Consider the following 14,834-nt stretch of genomic DNA (forward strand, 5'->3'; position numbering starts at 1 on the left):
TCAGTCGTCCCCCACAGGCTGCGCGACAGCGGTCGGCTGCGTGTCGGTCAGTGCCTCGAGACAGTCGAGCCAGTCCAGCGTGTACTCCCCGCAGTGGTTCAAGAAGGCGCCGTTCTCGTAGTCGGAGAAGTCGCCGTCGGCCAGCTGGCGGGCGATGTCGCGGGCGACGCCGGCGTAGCTGTCGGCGTCGGCCCCGGCCTCGTCGACCACCTCCCAGATGTGCTCGTTGAGCTCCAGCCCGTGGACCTCGTTCGTGAGGTCCGAGAACGTCGACCGCGGGGCCTTGTTGTGCTCACAGAGCGGGCGGCCACTGTACACCTGCTTGCCCAGGACGTCGCAGGCCCGCTTGAGAAAGAGGCCGCTCCAGATGTCGTCGAACCGGCCCACGTCCCACTCGTTGTCGTCCATCGGCATCTGGTAAAAGGCGGGGACGACTTCCCGCCGGAAGGCCAGATTCATCGAGCACACGGTCAGATAGTTCCCCGGCGCGACCACGAAGTCCTCACCGAAGTCCCCGGCACTGGTTCGGGTCTGTGCCTGACCCTGGAGGTCACCGTCCATCAGGATCCGGACGGCGTCCAGGTCGGGGACGTTCGTCCACAGCCCCTGGGAGGCGACGACGTCGTCGACCGTCGCCGTCGTGCGCTCGACCGTCTCGCCCATCGCGCTGTAGGGGTATCCCCGGGGGTAGAGGTCGTGCTCGTCGACGTTCTGGTAGAGCACGTTTACCCACTGCTCGTCGGAGGCCACCTGCTCGATCTCGCCCTCGAATCCGAGGTTGCGCAGGTGGGTCCCGAAGAAGTCCTGGTCGTCGTGAGGGAGGGTGTCGTCGTCGATGAAGACGCCGTAGGGGAAGTCGTGTGCCCAGAGGTACAGCAGGCCGAAGGAGGTCTGTGCGTGGCTGGCCGCGGGGATCAGGTGTGAAAAGTCCCCCACGCCGTTCCGGTCGAGCCACTGCTCGCGCCGGGTGCCGTCGAAGACGGCGCCCGACACCTCCAGGTCCTCGAGCATCGCTGCCATCTCGGCGGTGTCACAGAAGTCCTCGGTGACGAGGACGACGTGGAGCCGGTCGGTGTCGAACCCGTGTCGGCGGGCGTTGGCGACGTAGGCCCGCACGCACTCGGGCTCGCGCACCGTCGGGACGACGACGCAGACGTCGCCGGAGCCCGTCGTTTTAGGCTGACCTAACATCTCTACACGCATCTCTTTAGGGGAACCTAAAATACCTGTCGCTCCGTCCCGACAGCAAGGGCAAAGACCGGGGGGGTCGATGGTGGGTGTATGGACGTCGCAATCATCGGCGCGTCGATGACACAGTTCGGCCAGCGCGACGCCTGGGTCCGCGAGCTGCTCGCGGAGGCAGGGGAAGCGTGTCTCGCCGACGCCGGGGTGCCCCGCGAGGACGTCGAGCACCTCTACGTCGCCAACATGGCGAGCGGCGAGTTCGAGGGACAGACCGGTCTGATGAACGCCCTGGCACACGACATGGGGATGCTTGGCGCGTACGCCGAGCGGGTCGACAACACCTCCGCGACCGGCGGCGCGGGGGTTTACGAGGCCTGGCAGTCCGTCGCCTCGGGCGCCAGCGACTGCAGCCTCCTGGTGGGCGCGGAGAAGATGACCCACAAGACGACCGCGGAGTCGACGGACGTCATCGCCTCGCTGACCCACCCCGTGGAGTACAAACACGGCGTCACCCTCCCCTCGTTCGCGGGGTTGACCGCCCGCCACTACCTCGAGCGCTTCGACGCGCCCCGGGAGAGCCTGGCGGAGGTCGCGGTCAAGAACCACGCCAACGGGGCACTCAACCCCAACGCGCAGTTCCAGACGGAGATCGACGTCGAGACCGCTCTCGACAGTCCCATCATCGCGGACCCGCTGCGGCTGTACGACTTCTGCCCGGTGACCGACGGCAGCGCCGCGCTGTTGTTCTGTCCGGCCGACCGCGCCGAGGAGTACACCGACGAGTTCGTCCGGGTGGCCGGCGTCGCGGGCGCGACCGACACCCACGTCGTCCACGAGCGCGAGGACCCCACAGTCATGAACGGCGTCGTCGAGAGCGGCGAGCAGGCGTTCGGGATGGCCGGCTGGGACCGCGACGACGTCGACGTCGCCGAGCTACACGACATGTTCACGATTCTCGAGTTCCTCCAGCTGGAGGGGCTCGGTTTCGCCGACCAGGGAACCGCCTGGAAGATGGCCCGGGAGGGGACGACGGCCCGGGACGGCGACCTGCCGGTGAACACCTCCGGCGGGCTCAAGTCGAAGGGTCACCCGCTGGGGGCGAGCGGCGTGGCCCAGGTGGTCGAACTGTACGAGCAGATCCAGGGCGAGGCGGGCGACCGGCAGGTCGAGGCCGACCGCGGGCTGGCCTGTAACGTCGGCGGGTTCGGGAACTGCGTCGTGACGACGCTGGTCGAGGGGGTGAGCGCATGAGCCTCGACGCCCACCGGTGTCCGAACGGCCACCTCACCTATCCGGGCCACGGAGTCTGTCCGGAGTGCGGGCAACAGCAGACCGAAACTGTGGACCTCGCCGACCGGACGGCCGAGGTGGTCACCTGGACGACCAGCACCGCTACGCCGCCCGGAGTGCGGGAACCGAACACGCTCGCCATCGTCGAGTTCGACGTCGAGGGGACCTCGGTGCGGGTGCTGGCCGGAACGACGACCGACGAGGTCGAGACGGGCGACCCGGTCCGGCCGGTCCACGTTGACGAACTCCGGGAACCTGGAGCCGGGATCCGGGAGCCCGCGAGCCAGGCGTGGGACGGCTACCGGTTCGAGCCGGTGGAGTAGCCCGCGAGCTATCCCCGTCCGGCGCCGTCCCCTCCGCTCTCCTCCCCGCCGTCGCCTTCGTCGCCGCCTCCACCCTCGTCGCCGGCTGCGCCTTCGTCGCCGAGTTCGTCCTTGATCGACCGGAGTTCGGCGTCGACGTCGATGTCGACGCCCGCCGGTTCGTCGACCCCGGAAGGTGACCGGGAACTCGACGAAGGGCCGGGGAGACCCGACCGGCGGGACAGTTCGGACTCGACCTCGGCCTGGAGGTCCCGGGCCTCCGCCAGCAGGTCGCGGGCGCGTCCGTCCCGCGGGGTTCCCGACAGCGCGTCGCCGAGGTCCTCGAGCGCGCTGTCGAGTTCGGACAGCGCCGACCGGCCGGCCGCCTCCGCCCGGTCTCTGAGCTGACTCTCGCGTCCGCTTCCCTCCGGGTCGCCGAAGGCCAGCGCCCGCTGGAGCAGCTTCAGCGCCTCGATGTTCGTCCGGAGCACGAGGATCACGCCCGGGATCGTCACCTCCCGGGTGAACCGGACGAGGTCCCGCAGCCGCGGGCGGCGGCGCCCCTCGCGGAGTTCACCCTCCAGGTCCGCGAGCGTCTCAGCGAGCTCCGTCACCTGTTCGCGGAGCTCGTCGTCGCCGACCCGCTCGGCCGACCCACGTTCGCCCCGCTGGTCGTCGCGGTGTCTCTCGTCGCCACCGCGCCGCTGACCGTCGCTCATACCCGCCAGTGAGGGCTCGGCGCACAAGCCACTCACGGACTAGGCCGACCAAAACCCTTTTAGATTTAGGGTAGCCTAATTCCCGTCAATGACCGCGCCCCGCAGGGAACGGCTGGTCGATGACCACGAGCAGGCGGTGACTGCACACAACAGCTCTCCGGACCGCACCGTCTTCGTCGAACAGGGCAACAAGGACGGCTGGATCGCGACCGACCTCACCGTCTCGCTGGACCCGTAGCTGTACAGCGGGCCGTGCTCCGGTCGGTACTGGACTCCGACGCCCTCCGGTCGGACGACAGGTCTGTCTGTCACGACGGCGTGTGGTGCTGTTACTGCTGGGTTTTTCACCAGAGAAAGAGAGAGGCTGCAGACAGCCGTCGGGCGGCGTCAGTTGACGCTCTCTTCGAGCACCAGCGAGTCGTCCTCGAGGTAGTGCTCGATGTGGTGGGCGTCCTCCTCGACCTCCACCAGGATCTCACGGATGATGTGGGCTGTCGCGTGGTCGCCGAGGTTCTGCGCGAGCTCGACGTGGTCGCGCATGGTCTCGATCATGTCGCCGTAGATCTCCATGTCGGCTTCCAGGGAGTCGCGGATCCCGTAGACGTCCTCGTCCTCGGGCTCGACGGTGGCGTGTTCCTGCATGGCCTCCATGCCCGCGACGGGAGTCCCGCCCAGCGCCTGCGCGCGCTCGGCGAGTTCGTCGGCGGCCTCCTCGGCGTTCTCGGCAGCGTCACCCAGGAACAGGTGGAGGTCGCGGAACTCCGCGCCCTCGACGTTCCAGTGGTGTTTCTTGAGCTGGTGGTACAGCGTGTAGGTGTCCGCGAGTTCCGTGTTCAGCGCGTCGACGATCTGTTCTGCCTTCTCCTCGTCGAGGCGAAGAGCCTCGCTCTCCTCGACGGTTCCGAACTCCTGCTGGACGCGTTTCTGGGTACTCATTGCGTCTCTAAGTGTGGCCGCCAGCCACATAAAGACTGCTATCACGAATTATTCTTTTTGGATAGACAACGATATTTTGGCAAGCCGAAAAACGACGAACTCAATGGCGGGGCGGTAAGCCGGGGGTATCGTGGGCTGGCGGGCGTCGAGCCCACGTGTTCGTCCCGGGCGTTGCTCCGTCCGACGAGGTGGTAGCTACCCCTCCAGCCCCGGGCGACACCCTCACGGCCGGGTCAGGACCATCGCGCCGTCCGCACCGGGCGCCTCGGTCGCGGGCGGCGGTTCGGGCGCACCGTCGGCCGCTGCGAGGAGCCGCCGAGTCCGCCGGCGGTGGAGCTCTCGGAGCGCGAGAGCCTCGCTCTCGGCGAGTTCCATCTCCCCAAGGAACTCCGTCCAGACGCGCCCGGGCAGGGCGAGGACGTAGAGCGCCGCCGAGCGGTACAACAGCGGTTCTCCCGGGAGAGTTCGCCGCCACTCGTAGACGATCTCGTCGACGCCGGGAAGCGCGCGGACGCCGGCCTGGTGTTCGCGGGCGAGCGTCGCCAGCCCCTCGGAGTCGGTCCCGCCGACCTCCGCCAGCAGGTCCTCGTCGAAGGCGGCCAGCTCGTCACGGGGCATGGGTGGCGTATGCGGCAGGCCGCCTTAGGTGCGCCGGCCGGGGAAGCCGACAGCTTTGTGCCCGGCGGCGCGAAGGTGCCTTCGTGGACGCGTTCGCACGCGGCGCGTGGCGGTACGGGCTCCCCGTCGCGGCGGCCGGGGTGGTCGCCGCGGTCGTCTGGCTACCGCTGGGTGTGGCGCTCTGGGCGGCGACCGGCGCGGTGTTCTGGTTTCACCGCGACCCCGAGCGGGCCGTCCCCCCCGATGGGGTCGTCGCACCGGCCGACGGGACCGTCTCCGTGCTGCGCGAGGAGGACGACCGGCTCCGGCTGGGCATCTTCATGAACCTCCACCACGTCCACGTGAACCGGGCGCCGTACGGCGGAACCGTCGAGGCCGTCGAGCACTCCCCGGGCGGGCACTGGCCGGCCTTCACGAAGTCCTCGGACCGCAACGAGAAGCTCCGGGTCGACTTCGGCGACCACGAGGTCGTCCTGATAGCCGGCGCGGTCGCCCGGCGGATCCACCCCTACGTCACCGAGGGGGTCACCGTCGACCGCGGCGAGCGGATCGGACACATCTCCTTCAGCAGCCGCGTCGACCTCCTGTTGCCGCCGGAGGTCGACCGGTCGGACCTCGCCGTCTCGAAGGGCGACCGGGTCAGAGCCGGCGAGACCCGTCTCACGCTCCGCTGAAGGGCGCGAGCGTCCGGTCCGCGCACGCCACGAACAGGCTTTTGTCGCCGCGGGCACTACCGTCTCGTGGAGCCGTTTGGCTCCGTAGTGTCACACGCGGGGGGGCTCCCCGGCCCTCTCGTTCCCCTTTGTGCTCCGATGCCCAGCCGCGGGTCAGGCCGCTCGCCGCGTCCGCCAGCCGCGGTTTCATACGGATTGCTGTGACTGTTTCCCCCGACGACCGCCCGATATCGGGGGGCCGATACGGGGCTGACCGACAGCAGCCCGTATCAGTCGTCGGTCGCGTTGCTCGTCGCCGTCCCCGCCGCGGTGTCGGGGCCCTCGTCGGCCGCCGTCCGGGCCTTCACCGCCTCGGGGTCGAACTCGTTTGCCTCCCGGTTCGGCTCCATCCCGGCCCGCTCGATGATCTGGATGTCGTCGCCCGGCGACTGGCCCGACGTGGTGAGATAGTCCCCGGTCAGGATACCGTCGGCGCCGGCCTCGAAGGGGAGGTGCTGCTCGTCGACCGCGAGATTGGCCTCCCGCCCCCCGGTCAGCCGGACCCGCGCCTCCGGGTGCAGCAGCCGGTAGACCGCGATGGTCTGCAGGACCTCCTCGGTCGTGATATCCGCCGAGTCACCGAACTCCTCGCCGAGCGGCGTCCCCGCCACGGGGTTGAGGATGTTCACCGGCAGCGAGGAGACGCCCACGTCCTGGAGAGCAACCGCGGCGTCGACCCGGTCGGTCGGGGACTCGCCCATCCCGAGGATCACGCCCGCACACAGGTCCATCCCGGCCTCCTTCGCGACCTCCAGGGTGTGGACGCGGTCCTCAAAGGAGTGTGTTTCGACGATCTCGGGGAAAAAGCGCGGTGAGGTCTCGATGTTGTGATTGTAGTGGTTGATCCCCTCCTCGGCGAGAACGCGAGCCTCCTCCCGGGTCAGGATGCCCAGCGAGGCGTCCACCTCGACGTCGGTCTCGTCGCGCACCAGCCGGATGGCCCGCAGAACCTCCTCCCACTCATCGGGCCGTTCCCGCTTCGAGACGCCCTTCTCGGCGACCACGACGCCGAAGCGCTGCGCGCCGTCGCGTTCGGCGCGCTTCGCGGCCTCGAGGACCCGCTCGGGGTCGAGGAAGTCGTAGGTGTCGATACCGGTGTCGAAGTGGACCGACTGCGCACAGAACCCGCAGTCCTCCGCGCAGTTGCCCGCCTTCGCGTTCACGATCGAGCAGGCGTCGACGGTGTCGTCGCCCAGTTCGGCCCGGACGTAGTCGGCGGCGGGCGCCAGGTCCTCGACCGGCTGTGCGACCAGCGCCAGGCCGTCCCGGCGGTCCAGTCGCTCGCCCGCGAGCACCCGCTCGACGGCGTCGTCGACGGTCCGGTTTCCCGTCTCGTAAACCATGAGAGCATAGTCAGTTGACGCCATGATAAAAGTGTGGGACGTGCTCGCGTAGCCGGGGCTGGAACGGGAGTGGGACCGCGGCTGGCAGACCTACGCCGGCAGGGCCGCGCAGACGAAGTAGGCCGAGCTCCCGAGCGGGTCGTCGACGTGGCGGTCCCAGGCGAGTTCGAAGCCTGCCTCGCGCAGCTGCGCGAGCGTGCGCTCGCGGCCCGGCGTCGAGAAGAACATCCGGCCGCCCATCCAGCCCGACCGGACCTGTTCGTAGGCCGAGGTCCCGACCGTCATCAGGACGCGCCCGCCGGGCCGGAGGACGCGGGCGAATTCCCGGTAGACGTCGGTGTGGCGGTCCCGGTCGACGTGGAAGACGGCGTGGTAGGCCGTTATGCCGTCGACGGTCCCGTCCGCGAGCGGGAGGTCGACCATGTCGCCCTGGACGAGCGCCGCCCCGGGGACGTTTCTGCGGGCGAGTTCGAGCCCGCGCCGCGAGAAGTCGAGCCCGACCGCACGGGCGTCCCCGAGGCGGGCGAGCGTTCGCTTTCCGTCGCCACAGCCGGCGTCCAGGACAGTCGGCTCCGGCGGCAGGTCCTCGAGCAGCTCTGCCACGAGCGCGGCGTCCTCGCCGTCGGGGTCACGGTTGCGCGAGTAGGTGTCGGCGACGTCGTCCCAGGCCTGCCGGACGCGCTTGCGGTCCATACACCGGAGAGGGGCTCGAGATACCTGAATCAGGGGGTAAAGGAGAACGGGATGGGGGTGAAACAGAGCAGCCCGAGCACGAGCGTCAGGGCCGCCACGGCCTGCCGGGAGCGGCCGACGGATGACTCGTCGAGCGGTCTCGCGTTTCCGGCCCGGCTGAAGATGAGCGTCAGGAAGCCCCAGAGCACCCAGATCGATGCGCTCCGCCCCCCCTCGAAGGCGACGAGGTAGCCCGCGAGCCCGAACAGGAGAAGCGGGACGACCTGCTGGACGCGACCCATCCGGTCGCCGACGAGCGCCCGGACGACGTGAGCGCCGTCGAGCTGGCCGACCGGAATGAGGTTCAGGAACGTGACGAAGGCGCCGACCCAGGCGCCGACGACGACGGGGTTGACCATCTGCCCCGGCCCGTAGGAGAGCGGTTCGCCCAGAAGCGCCGCGATCCCCTGGATGAGCAGCGGGTAGCCGAGTTCGATCTGTGCCACCAGCGACCCCTCCGGGGCCTGGATCGGCGGGAGCGCGACGCCGACAGCCGCGACGACGACCGTGGCGGCGATCCCTGCAAGCGGCCCGGCGACGCCGATATCGAACAGCGACCGCCGGCTGGGGATGTTGTCCTTCATGCGGATCACGGCCCCGAGCGTGCCGATGGCGTTGAACGGCAGCGGGATGAAGTAGGGCAGGGTCGCCTGCACGTCGTGATACCGGCTGAAGACGTAGTGGCCGAACTCGTGGACGGCGAGCACGCCCATCACCGAGAGCGCAAACGGCCACGCGCCCAGCGCGGCGGCGGGGTCCGAGGCGACGTCGATCCCGTACCACCGGCTGCCCGCCAGCAGGGTCGCGGTCACCGTCGCCAGAAACAGGATGACGTTGGTCCACGGCACCCCGTCGATCGACGTGGAGCGTTCGGTCGCCTCCAGGACGTACTCGCCGGTCTCGTAGCTGAGCTGTACGCGGTAGCCGCGTTCCCGGAACAGCGGGCCGAGCTGCTGGACCACGCTGTCCTTCTCTGCCATGGGCTCGCCGTAGTACCGGACCCCGTCGTCGGTCTCCTCGACGTCGTAGACGTAGAAGGCGTCGGCGAGGGACTCGGGGCTGGGGACGTCCGCCGACGCGGGGACGGAGGCCTGTTCCATCATGCGAATAAAGGGTGTGGACACCCTTAGGCCTGTTTCTCCTCGCCGGTTCGGCCACACGACCGCGGGGCCGTCGCGGGAAATGCCGGCACATAAGACGCTCCCACCCCTCCACAGCGTATGTCACTGAGTGTTTTCCGGATGAAGGCTTACGGCTTTGGGGCGCTGGCGGGCGCCTTCGGCGCGCTGACTGTCGTGGCAGCCCGGCGCGGACGCTACGGCAGAGCACTTCTCGCCTTCCTGGTCGCACTGGTTTGCGGGACGCTGTCGGTCGCAAACGAGGCGGCCGCGGGGAAGCTGGACGCCTCCGGAGAGTGACCGGTCTGTCCGGGCACGCCCGAGCGCGGCCGGCTCGATGCTCACTCGGCCCAGTAAAACCGCGGGGCGAGCAGGAGATACGCCGTCGCAGCGAGCAGTAACGCCCGGGGGAAGGCCCGGGAGATGACCGCCGGGAACAGGACCGCCCCCATCTGGACGACCCCCATCGCCAGGGCGTCGCGGTCGAGCAGCTTGGGGTAGGGAAGCGGCGCCAGCATCAGCACGGCCAGCACGGCCCCGGCAGCCAGCGCGGCTGTCGCCGTGGTGCCGGGGTCGAGCATCGCCCCGACGGCGAGGTAGCCGACGGCGAGCATCGAGGCGGCGAGCGTGTTCTGGACGCCCGGTCTGGTGGTCTCCTCGCCGTAGTAGACGGTGTACAGTGCGGCCCGCAGGAGAGCGAGCACGGCAAACAGCGTCGGCACGATCACGGCCGCGGCGTACAGCGCCGGCGCGGACGAAAGCGGCTCCCACGCCCGGTGGGCGATGGCGAACAGCAGCACGGCCGGCGCGGTCCCGAAGGAGACGATATCGGCCATCGAATCCAGGGTCAGGCCGACCTCGCTCGAGCCCAGATGTCGGGCGACCAGCCCGTCGAGGCCGTCCGCGACGGCCGCAAGCAGGATGAGCCGGGCGGCCAGCGCCGGCCCTTCGGTGACCGCGGCTACCATCGCCACCACGCCGAGCCCGGCGTTCAACAGCGTGACGACGTCGGCGACGGCCAGCCGGTCCCGGACCCGGAACGCCATACCCGGCCGTTGACGGGTAGGTATTTCAAGGGCCCGAAATCCGTGCCGGGCGGCGCCGGGACCGCCTGCCGTGTTGTGTCTGTCCCGCACCACCGGGTCATTCGAGGTCGCCGCCCAGCCGGGATCTCGCGAGGACTGTCACGGCACCGGCGAGGACGACCAGCAGCTGCCATCCCGAGCGGACGACCGGGAACACCCGCTCGACGGGGCCGGATTCGATGCCGGGGTCGGGGTCGGGGTCGACGCCCGTTGTGTAGGTGACGTTCTCGGTCGTGCCGACGCTCTCCGGGGCCGGCACCCCGTTCCCGGCCACAGCGCCGGTCTCGGCAGGGACCTCGACGAACGTCTGGACCAGTCCCTCGGTCGTCGAGAGCTCGAGTTTGCCATCGAGGACGTAGAACTGGTCGACCACCGGGTACAGCGCGTTGACGCCGTTGGTGACGAAGTCGAGTCCGATGCCCGCAACTGCGAACGCGAGAACCGCCACCCACGCCACCCGGACACCCCGGGGCCCGAACCGGTCGCGCAGGCCCGACTGCTCTCGCAGGCGCGTGTCCACAATCACTACGCCGGCGGCGACGAGGGGGATCAGGAAGGTGTGCAGCAGCGCCCGGTGAGCGCCAGAGAACAGGAAGACACCGAACGCGTCGAGGTCCGGCAGGGCTGTTACCGCGAGGACGACGACGAGCGCCCGCAGGTCGTAGGCCGCTCCCAGGAGTGCCGCGGCCAGCAGGCCCGCGAGGGCCACGTGGACCAGCGTCGACGGCATACGCTACCGAGCGACGCGGCCGCGATGAGTCTTGCGGTGAGCTACGGTGCGGGAGCGGCCGGCCGTCGTCTCCCCCGCCAACCCGTCTGACACACCATTTAAGGGGCCACCGCGCGAGTGTGGCCACATGGACCGCGACTCCGCGCCACAGGAGATCACGAGCCTCGTCGGCCGCGAGGTCTACTCGAACAACGGCGTCTTCCTCGGCGAGGTGGAAGACATCAGACTGGACCTGGATACCGAGGAGGTGACGGGCCTGGCGCTCCACGAACTCAACCGGGAACTGTTCGACAGCGAGGCCCTGACCGCCCGCGGCGTCATCATCCCCTACCGGTGGGTCCAGTCGGTGGGTGACATCATCATCGTCAACGACCTCGTCGAGCGGATCCAGGACGCCAAAAGCGGCAGCGACGAAGAGGCCCCGGCCTGAAGCCAGCACACTGGACCGCGCTCCCCCGCCGGCCTGTCGGCCCGGGCCGGCCGCTCCGACCTCACCCGCCGTTGTTGCTCTCCCCGCCCTCCACGCCCATCGCCTGGAAGAGTTTCTTGGTGACGGCCTCCTCCGTCAACTCGAGTAGCGTCTCGCGGTTGTCCTCGCTGACCTCGATCCCGGTGAAGATGCCGAGCGGGATCTCCGCGGTCGCGTCCGTCGAGTGACCCGCCGGCTCGCCGATGTCGCCGAAGGCGTCCTCGAGGATCTTCCCGATGTCCATCCGGATGTCCTTCGAGCGGGCCGCGAGATAGATCGTGTCGTCGGCGATGGCGAAGACCGCCGTGGTGGTGATCCCCTCGAGGTTCAGGAGATGCTGAGCGGCCTGTGAGAGGGCGTCGCGGTCGCGGATGAACCCGGCGTTCGAGACGAGATGGGAGCCCTGGACCTGCCGCTTGCGGATCGCCTCGGCCAGGACGTCGAGTGTCTCCGGCGACATCGAAGGCGACTCGACCTGTTCGAGAGTGTCGTGGTCCGCGAAGGGGTAGAGGTAGGCCGCCGCCGTCAGGTCTGCGGGGGTGGTGTCCCGTTTGAAGTCCAGTGTCTCGGCGCGGATCCCGTACAGCAGGGCGGTCGCGACGTTCTCCTCCAGCGTCTGGTCGAGTTCCTGAATGTACTTGGTGAGGATGGTCGAGGTGGCGGAGACGTTCGGCCGGATGTCGGCGAAGGCCACGTCGTGCTCGTGTTCGTGCTCGTAGTGGTCGATGATGATGTCGGCGTCGACCTCCGATTCGGCCTCGCCGGATTTGGCGTGGTCGACGAGCGCGACCGTCCCGTACTCCGCGGGGTCGACCTCCCCGCCCGCGACGAGTTCTATCCCCAGCAGGTTCACGAACGCGCGGTTCTCCTGGTGGCCGATCTCGCCGTCGTAGATGATCGTCGCCTCGACGTCGAGGCTCTCGGCGATCGTCTGGAGGGCGGCGGCGCTGGCGATCGAGTCGGGGTCCGGGCTGCGGTGGATCCGGATGGCGAGTTTCCCGTCGGTCTCGGCGATCACGTCGGTCAGCTGTCGGGCCTTGTACTCGAGTTCGCCCGACTCCAGCGCCCGGAGCGCGGAGTCGGCGATGACGGCCGAGGGGTTGATCACCACGTCGGCGCCCAGTTCGGTGAGGTCGTCCGCCGAGACGGGGTCGGAGGCCCGGGCGACGATATACTGGTCGTCCCCGCGCCCGCGGATGTTCTCGACGGCGGCGGCGTTCGCCTCCACGTCCGAGGAGAGGATGAGGATGACGTCCCGGTCGGCGACCGCCTCGGCGACGGCTTCGTCGCGGATGTCGGCCTGTCTGGCGTCCAAGTCCTGGTCGCGCAGCGCTTCGACCCGGCCCTCGTCGGCGTCGATGATGTGAACGTCCTTCCCCTCCGCGACGAGTTCCTCCGCGACCGCGTGCCCCACACTCCCACACCCCAGGATCGCGTAGGTGGACATCGAGGCCATCGTGATGCCCGTCCCGGCCGTACTCATGATACCAGACGGTTGGTGCGGGAAGCCTTATAACGGACAGGTTCTCCCAGCCGGGCTGGCTGACGGGCGGTTCCGGGGCCGCCCCCACGTACGTCCCAGTATAGTACCACTACTTGTCTAGACCGCAGTTTTTAGTGACTGCTACGTACAGTGATAGACGATGTCTGGTGACCAGAGCGACTCCGAGGAGGACAGTGCGGACGGGCAGCCGCCGGAGGGAGAGGCCGGCGAGCCGCCACAGCAGGAGGGGGGGGCCGGTCAGAGCCAGCCCCAGGGACAGCCCCCTGGAGCCGGCGGACAGCCACAGGGCGGAGCCGGCGGACAGCCACAGGGCCAGCCCGCCGCCCAGCAGCCACAGGGAGGATACCAGCAGGGAGGGGCCCGTCAGCCGGTCCAGACCGGGCCGAGCGTCGGCGACATCTTCAGCCGGCTCGACACCAAAAACGAGATGAAAGTCGGCATCGCGGCGTTCACCCTCATCGGCGTCGGTGCTGGACTGGTCACCATCCTGTCGGGGCTGACCTCGCAGGGCGGGCTCGGGTTCGGCTTCGGCGTGTTGATCGCGGTCGGCTCGCTGGCCGTGACGCCAGCGCTCGGTGGGCTGTTCGGACTGCGTCAGAGCGACAACCTCGACGACACGCCGGACACCCTCGCCTACGCCACGGCGGCCGTCACGGGTGCCGCCGGGACAGTCCTGCTCGGAATCATCGTCGTCATCGCGTCCGCCATCGCGGCCGGCGGTGGCGGTGGCGGCGGTGGCGCCGGACAGCTGTTTCTCGCGCTGATCTTCGCGGCCATCGGGTCCGCCGTCGCCGGTGCCGGCACGGCGTGGGGTGCACGGAATCTGCCCTCGGATGGCCAGGGTATGACCCAGCCGCCACAGGGCGCCGGTGCACCGCCTCAGGGACCGCCACAGGGCGGCGCTGGTGGGCAGTCACAGACCAACCGGGGCGGCCAGGGTAGCCACGACCGGTAAAGGAAACGTATTTCACTCCGCTGGCGCAACTGAGGATCGCTGGGCCGATAGCTCAGTCAGGGAGAGCGACGGCCTCTTAAGCCGTCGGTCGAGGGTTCAAATCCCTCTCGGCCCGTACTACTTTTTTCCGCCTCGGGTGCGCTCCCTCCGGTCGCGCACCGCGTGGCGGCTTCGCCGCCACGGCATGCAGTTGCGGGCCGCCGGCCCGCAACTCGCTCGGCGCAAAAAACATAGTGAAAAAAGCCGGAGCCTCGCGGTGCTCGGCTCCGGTGAACCGCCTCGCTTCGCTCGGCGGATGCTCGCCGCGATAGGTCCACGGCCAGACCGCCACAAACCTCCCCAGCCGAGTCGCTCGCGGTGCTCGCTCCTCCCTCGCACGGTACCGTCGGCCGACGGAGCGGCCGACAGCGCGCGCGACCGCCCTTGCGAGGCCTGGGCCGCGTCACAGCTCCTTGACCATCTCGACGTGAGGGATGTCGGCCTCGTAGAAGACGTCGCTGACAGTCTCGTAGCTCAAGTCCGCGTAGAACCCCTCGACGTCGGTCTGGGCGTGGAGGACGACCCGGTCGTGGCCGTCCCGGCGGGCGCGGGCCTCGACGACGGCCATCAGCTTCCGGCCGAGTCCCTCCCCACGATATGACTCCCGGACGGCGACTCGTTCGACCTTCGCGTGGCCGTCGGCCTCCCGGAGCCGGGTCGTCCCGACGGGGTGACCGTCCTCGCGGTCGTAGACGACGACGTGGAAAGCCTCGGCGTCGCGCCCGTCCATCTCCTCGGCCTCGGAGACGCCCTGTCCCTCGATGAAGACTGCGCGCCGGACGGCGTGGGCGTCGGCGATGGTCCCCTCGCCCGGGACCGTGCGGACGTCGTAGGTGGTCATCGACGGGTGGTGGGTCCGGGGCGGACAAAAGCAGCCCGGACCCGAGGGGATAGAGAGCGAGAAGCGGCCGGGGAGTAATCCATTTGGGACCGGCGGCGCAACCGTCGTCCGTATGCCGAGCTTCGAGACCTTCGAGTGTGCGAACTGTAGCGAGACGTTCGCCGCACACCCGAGTGCAAACGCCGCACAGAACAGCTACTGTAGCCCGGCCTGCGAGACGGCCGGCAAGGGACTGGCCCGCTGACCGGTCGAAAG

General features: G+C 69.3%; 19 protein-coding genes and 1 tRNA gene. 9 read left to right on the forward strand and 11 right to left on the reverse strand.

Annotation, left to right across the window (positions count from 1 at the left end; all coding sequences use genetic code 11):
• Entirely contained in the window at positions 1–1,191 is a 1,191-nt protein-coding gene (locus GN153_RS05710) for an alpha-1 4-glucan-protein synthase (RefSeq protein ID WP_159900696.1), read from the reverse strand.
• A 90-nt stretch (positions 1,192–1,281) separates the two neighbouring features.
• On the opposite strand from GN153_RS05710, the gene GN153_RS05715 reads away from it, so the two are divergent.
• Positions 1,282–2,436 (forward strand): thiolase family protein, encoded by a 1,155-nt coding sequence (locus tag GN153_RS05715; RefSeq protein ID WP_159900697.1) that lies wholly within the window; start codon positions 1,282–1,284, stop codon positions 2,434–2,436.
• Complete coding sequence (locus GN153_RS05720) at positions 2,433–2,798, forward strand: Zn-ribbon domain-containing OB-fold protein (RefSeq protein ID WP_159900699.1); 366 nt, start codon at positions 2,433–2,435, stop codon at positions 2,796–2,798. The genes GN153_RS05715 and GN153_RS05720 overlap by 4 nt, the downstream gene beginning before the upstream one ends.
• A gap of 8 nt (positions 2,799–2,806) precedes the next feature.
• Here GN153_RS05720 and GN153_RS05725 read toward each other — a convergent pair whose 3' ends face one another.
• Positions 2,807–3,496, reverse strand: coding sequence for a DUF7547 family protein (locus GN153_RS05725; protein WP_236544759.1), 690 nt, complete (start codon positions 3,494–3,496; stop codon positions 2,807–2,809).
• Positions 3,497–3,584: 88 nt separating this feature from the next.
• On the opposite strand from GN153_RS05725, the gene GN153_RS17450 reads away from it, so the two are divergent.
• The gene (locus GN153_RS17450) at positions 3,585–3,734 is read left to right on the forward strand and encodes a hypothetical protein (protein WP_201287812.1); all 150 of its coding nucleotides are present in this window, start codon (positions 3,585–3,587) and stop codon (positions 3,732–3,734) included.
• A gap of 149 nt (positions 3,735–3,883) precedes the next feature.
• Here GN153_RS17450 and dpsA read toward each other — a convergent pair whose 3' ends face one another.
• Together dpsA and GN153_RS05735 are read right to left on the reverse strand one after the other, a co-directional pair.
• On the reverse strand, positions 3,884–4,432 hold the full coding sequence (gene dpsA / locus GN153_RS05730) for a DNA starvation/stationary phase protection protein DpsA (RefSeq protein ID WP_159900701.1): 549 nt from the start codon (positions 4,430–4,432) through the stop codon (positions 3,884–3,886).
• A gap of 222 nt (positions 4,433–4,654) precedes the next feature.
• Positions 4,655–5,050: a hypothetical protein gene (locus GN153_RS05735; RefSeq protein WP_159900703.1), complete on the reverse strand. Its 396-nt coding sequence runs from the start codon at positions 5,048–5,050 to the stop codon at positions 4,655–4,657.
• Positions 5,051–5,133: 83 nt separating this feature from the next.
• On the opposite strand from GN153_RS05735, the gene GN153_RS05740 reads away from it, so the two are divergent.
• Positions 5,134–5,724 (forward strand): protein sorting system archaetidylserine decarboxylase, encoded by a 591-nt coding sequence (locus tag GN153_RS05740; protein WP_159900705.1) that lies wholly within the window; start codon positions 5,134–5,136, stop codon positions 5,722–5,724.
• 269 nt (positions 5,725–5,993) lie between these two features.
• On the opposite strand, the gene bioB is transcribed toward GN153_RS05740, so the two are convergent.
• The 3 genes from bioB to GN153_RS05755 form a co-directional block, all read right to left on the reverse strand.
• Complete coding sequence (gene bioB / locus GN153_RS05745) at positions 5,994–7,106, reverse strand: biotin synthase BioB (protein WP_159900707.1); 1,113 nt, start codon at positions 7,104–7,106, stop codon at positions 5,994–5,996.
• Between the two features lie 90 nt (positions 7,107–7,196).
• A complete protein-coding gene (locus GN153_RS05750; RefSeq protein ID WP_159900709.1) occupies positions 7,197–7,799 on the reverse strand; it encodes a class I SAM-dependent methyltransferase in 603 nt (200 codons plus the stop codon).
• A 29-nt stretch (positions 7,800–7,828) separates the two neighbouring features.
• Positions 7,829–8,941: a site-2 protease family protein gene (locus tag GN153_RS05755; protein ID WP_159900711.1), complete on the reverse strand. Its 1,113-nt coding sequence runs from the start codon at positions 8,939–8,941 to the stop codon at positions 7,829–7,831.
• A gap of 117 nt (positions 8,942–9,058) precedes the next feature.
• Between GN153_RS05755 and GN153_RS05760 the strand changes: the two genes are divergently transcribed.
• Positions 9,059–9,256, forward strand: a complete 198-nt coding sequence (locus tag GN153_RS05760) for a hypothetical protein (protein WP_159900712.1) — start codon at positions 9,059–9,061, stop codon at positions 9,254–9,256.
• Positions 9,257–9,297: 41 nt separating this feature from the next.
• Here GN153_RS05760 and GN153_RS05765 read toward each other — a convergent pair whose 3' ends face one another.
• Entirely contained in the window at positions 9,298–10,002 is a 705-nt protein-coding gene (locus GN153_RS05765; RefSeq protein ID WP_159900713.1) for a protein sorting system archaetidylserine synthase, read from the reverse strand.
• 97 nt (positions 10,003–10,099) lie between these two features.
• Positions 10,100–10,771, reverse strand: a complete 672-nt coding sequence (locus GN153_RS05770) for a metal-dependent hydrolase (RefSeq protein ID WP_159900714.1) — start codon at positions 10,769–10,771, stop codon at positions 10,100–10,102.
• Positions 10,772–10,898: 127 nt separating this feature from the next.
• On the opposite strand from GN153_RS05770, the gene GN153_RS05775 reads away from it, so the two are divergent.
• Positions 10,899–11,201, forward strand: a complete 303-nt coding sequence (locus GN153_RS05775; RefSeq protein WP_159900715.1) for a PRC-barrel domain-containing protein — start codon at positions 10,899–10,901, stop codon at positions 11,199–11,201.
• Positions 11,202–11,262: 61 nt separating this feature from the next.
• Here the strand turns inward: GN153_RS05775 and GN153_RS05780 are convergent, their stop codons facing one another.
• Complete coding sequence (locus tag GN153_RS05780; RefSeq protein WP_159900716.1) at positions 11,263–12,723, reverse strand: DHH family phosphoesterase; 1,461 nt, start codon at positions 12,721–12,723, stop codon at positions 11,263–11,265.
• A 160-nt stretch (positions 12,724–12,883) separates the two neighbouring features.
• On the opposite strand from GN153_RS05780, the gene GN153_RS05785 reads away from it, so the two are divergent.
• Positions 12,884–13,699 (forward strand): hypothetical protein, encoded by an 816-nt coding sequence (locus GN153_RS05785; protein ID WP_159900717.1) that lies wholly within the window; start codon positions 12,884–12,886, stop codon positions 13,697–13,699.
• A gap of 41 nt (positions 13,700–13,740) precedes the next feature.
• Positions 13,741–13,814: transfer RNA gene (locus GN153_RS05790), tRNA-Lys, on the forward strand.
• A gap of 327 nt (positions 13,815–14,141) precedes the next feature.
• On the opposite strand, the gene GN153_RS05795 is transcribed toward GN153_RS05790, so the two are convergent.
• Complete coding sequence (locus GN153_RS05795) at positions 14,142–14,579, reverse strand: GNAT family N-acetyltransferase (protein WP_159900718.1); 438 nt, start codon at positions 14,577–14,579, stop codon at positions 14,142–14,144.
• Between the two features lie 112 nt (positions 14,580–14,691).
• Between GN153_RS05795 and GN153_RS17770 the strand changes: the two genes are divergently transcribed.
• Positions 14,692–14,823, forward strand: a complete 132-nt coding sequence (locus GN153_RS17770) for a hypothetical protein (RefSeq protein ID WP_268893116.1) — start codon at positions 14,692–14,694, stop codon at positions 14,821–14,823.
• The last annotated feature ends 11 nt before the right edge of the window (positions 14,824–14,834 follow it).

The sequence above is a fragment of the Salinirussus salinus genome (assembly GCF_009831455.1).
GTDB lineage: Archaea > Halobacteriota > Halobacteria > Halobacteriales > Haloarculaceae > Salinirussus > Salinirussus salinus.

Coding starts and splice junctions, on each gene's coding strand:
- GN153_RS05710 (WP_159900696.1), bottom strand. CDS start 1,191: ATGTTAGGTCAGCCTAAAACGACGGGCTCCGGCGACGTCTGCGTCGTC.
- GN153_RS05715 (WP_159900697.1), top strand. CDS start 1,282: ATGGACGTCGCAATCATCGGCGCGTCGATGACACAGTTCGGCCAGCGC.
- GN153_RS05720 (WP_159900699.1), top strand. CDS start 2,433: ATGAGCCTCGACGCCCACCGGTGTCCGAACGGCCACCTCACCTATCCG.
- GN153_RS05725 (WP_236544759.1), bottom strand. CDS start 3,496: ATGAGCGACGGTCAGCGGCGCGGTGGCGACGAGAGACACCGCGACGAC.
- GN153_RS17450 (WP_201287812.1), top strand. CDS start 3,585: ATGACCGCGCCCCGCAGGGAACGGCTGGTCGATGACCACGAGCAGGCG.
- dpsA (WP_159900701.1), bottom strand. CDS start 4,432: ATGAGTACCCAGAAACGCGTCCAGCAGGAGTTCGGAACCGTCGAGGAG.
- GN153_RS05735 (WP_159900703.1), bottom strand. CDS start 5,050: ATGCCCCGTGACGAGCTGGCCGCCTTCGACGAGGACCTGCTGGCGGAG.
- bioB (WP_159900707.1), bottom strand. CDS start 7,106: ATGGTTTACGAGACGGGAAACCGGACCGTCGACGACGCCGTCGAGCGG.
- GN153_RS05750 (WP_159900709.1), bottom strand. CDS start 7,799: ATGGACCGCAAGCGCGTCCGGCAGGCCTGGGACGACGTCGCCGACACC.
- GN153_RS05755 (WP_159900711.1), bottom strand. CDS start 8,941: ATGATGGAACAGGCCTCCGTCCCCGCGTCGGCGGACGTCCCCAGCCCC.
- GN153_RS05760 (WP_159900712.1), top strand. CDS start 9,059: ATGTCACTGAGTGTTTTCCGGATGAAGGCTTACGGCTTTGGGGCGCTG.
- GN153_RS05765 (WP_159900713.1), bottom strand. CDS start 10,002: ATGGCGTTCCGGGTCCGGGACCGGCTGGCCGTCGCCGACGTCGTCACG.
- GN153_RS05770 (WP_159900714.1), bottom strand. CDS start 10,771: ATGCCGTCGACGCTGGTCCACGTGGCCCTCGCGGGCCTGCTGGCCGCG.
- GN153_RS05775 (WP_159900715.1), top strand. CDS start 10,899: ATGGACCGCGACTCCGCGCCACAGGAGATCACGAGCCTCGTCGGCCGC.
- GN153_RS05780 (WP_159900716.1), bottom strand. CDS start 12,723: ATGAGTACGGCCGGGACGGGCATCACGATGGCCTCGATGTCCACCTAC.
- GN153_RS05785 (WP_159900717.1), top strand. CDS start 12,884: ATGTCTGGTGACCAGAGCGACTCCGAGGAGGACAGTGCGGACGGGCAG.
- GN153_RS05795 (WP_159900718.1), bottom strand. CDS start 14,579: ATGACCACCTACGACGTCCGCACGGTCCCGGGCGAGGGGACCATCGCC.
- GN153_RS17770 (WP_268893116.1), top strand. CDS start 14,692: ATGCCGAGCTTCGAGACCTTCGAGTGTGCGAACTGTAGCGAGACGTTC.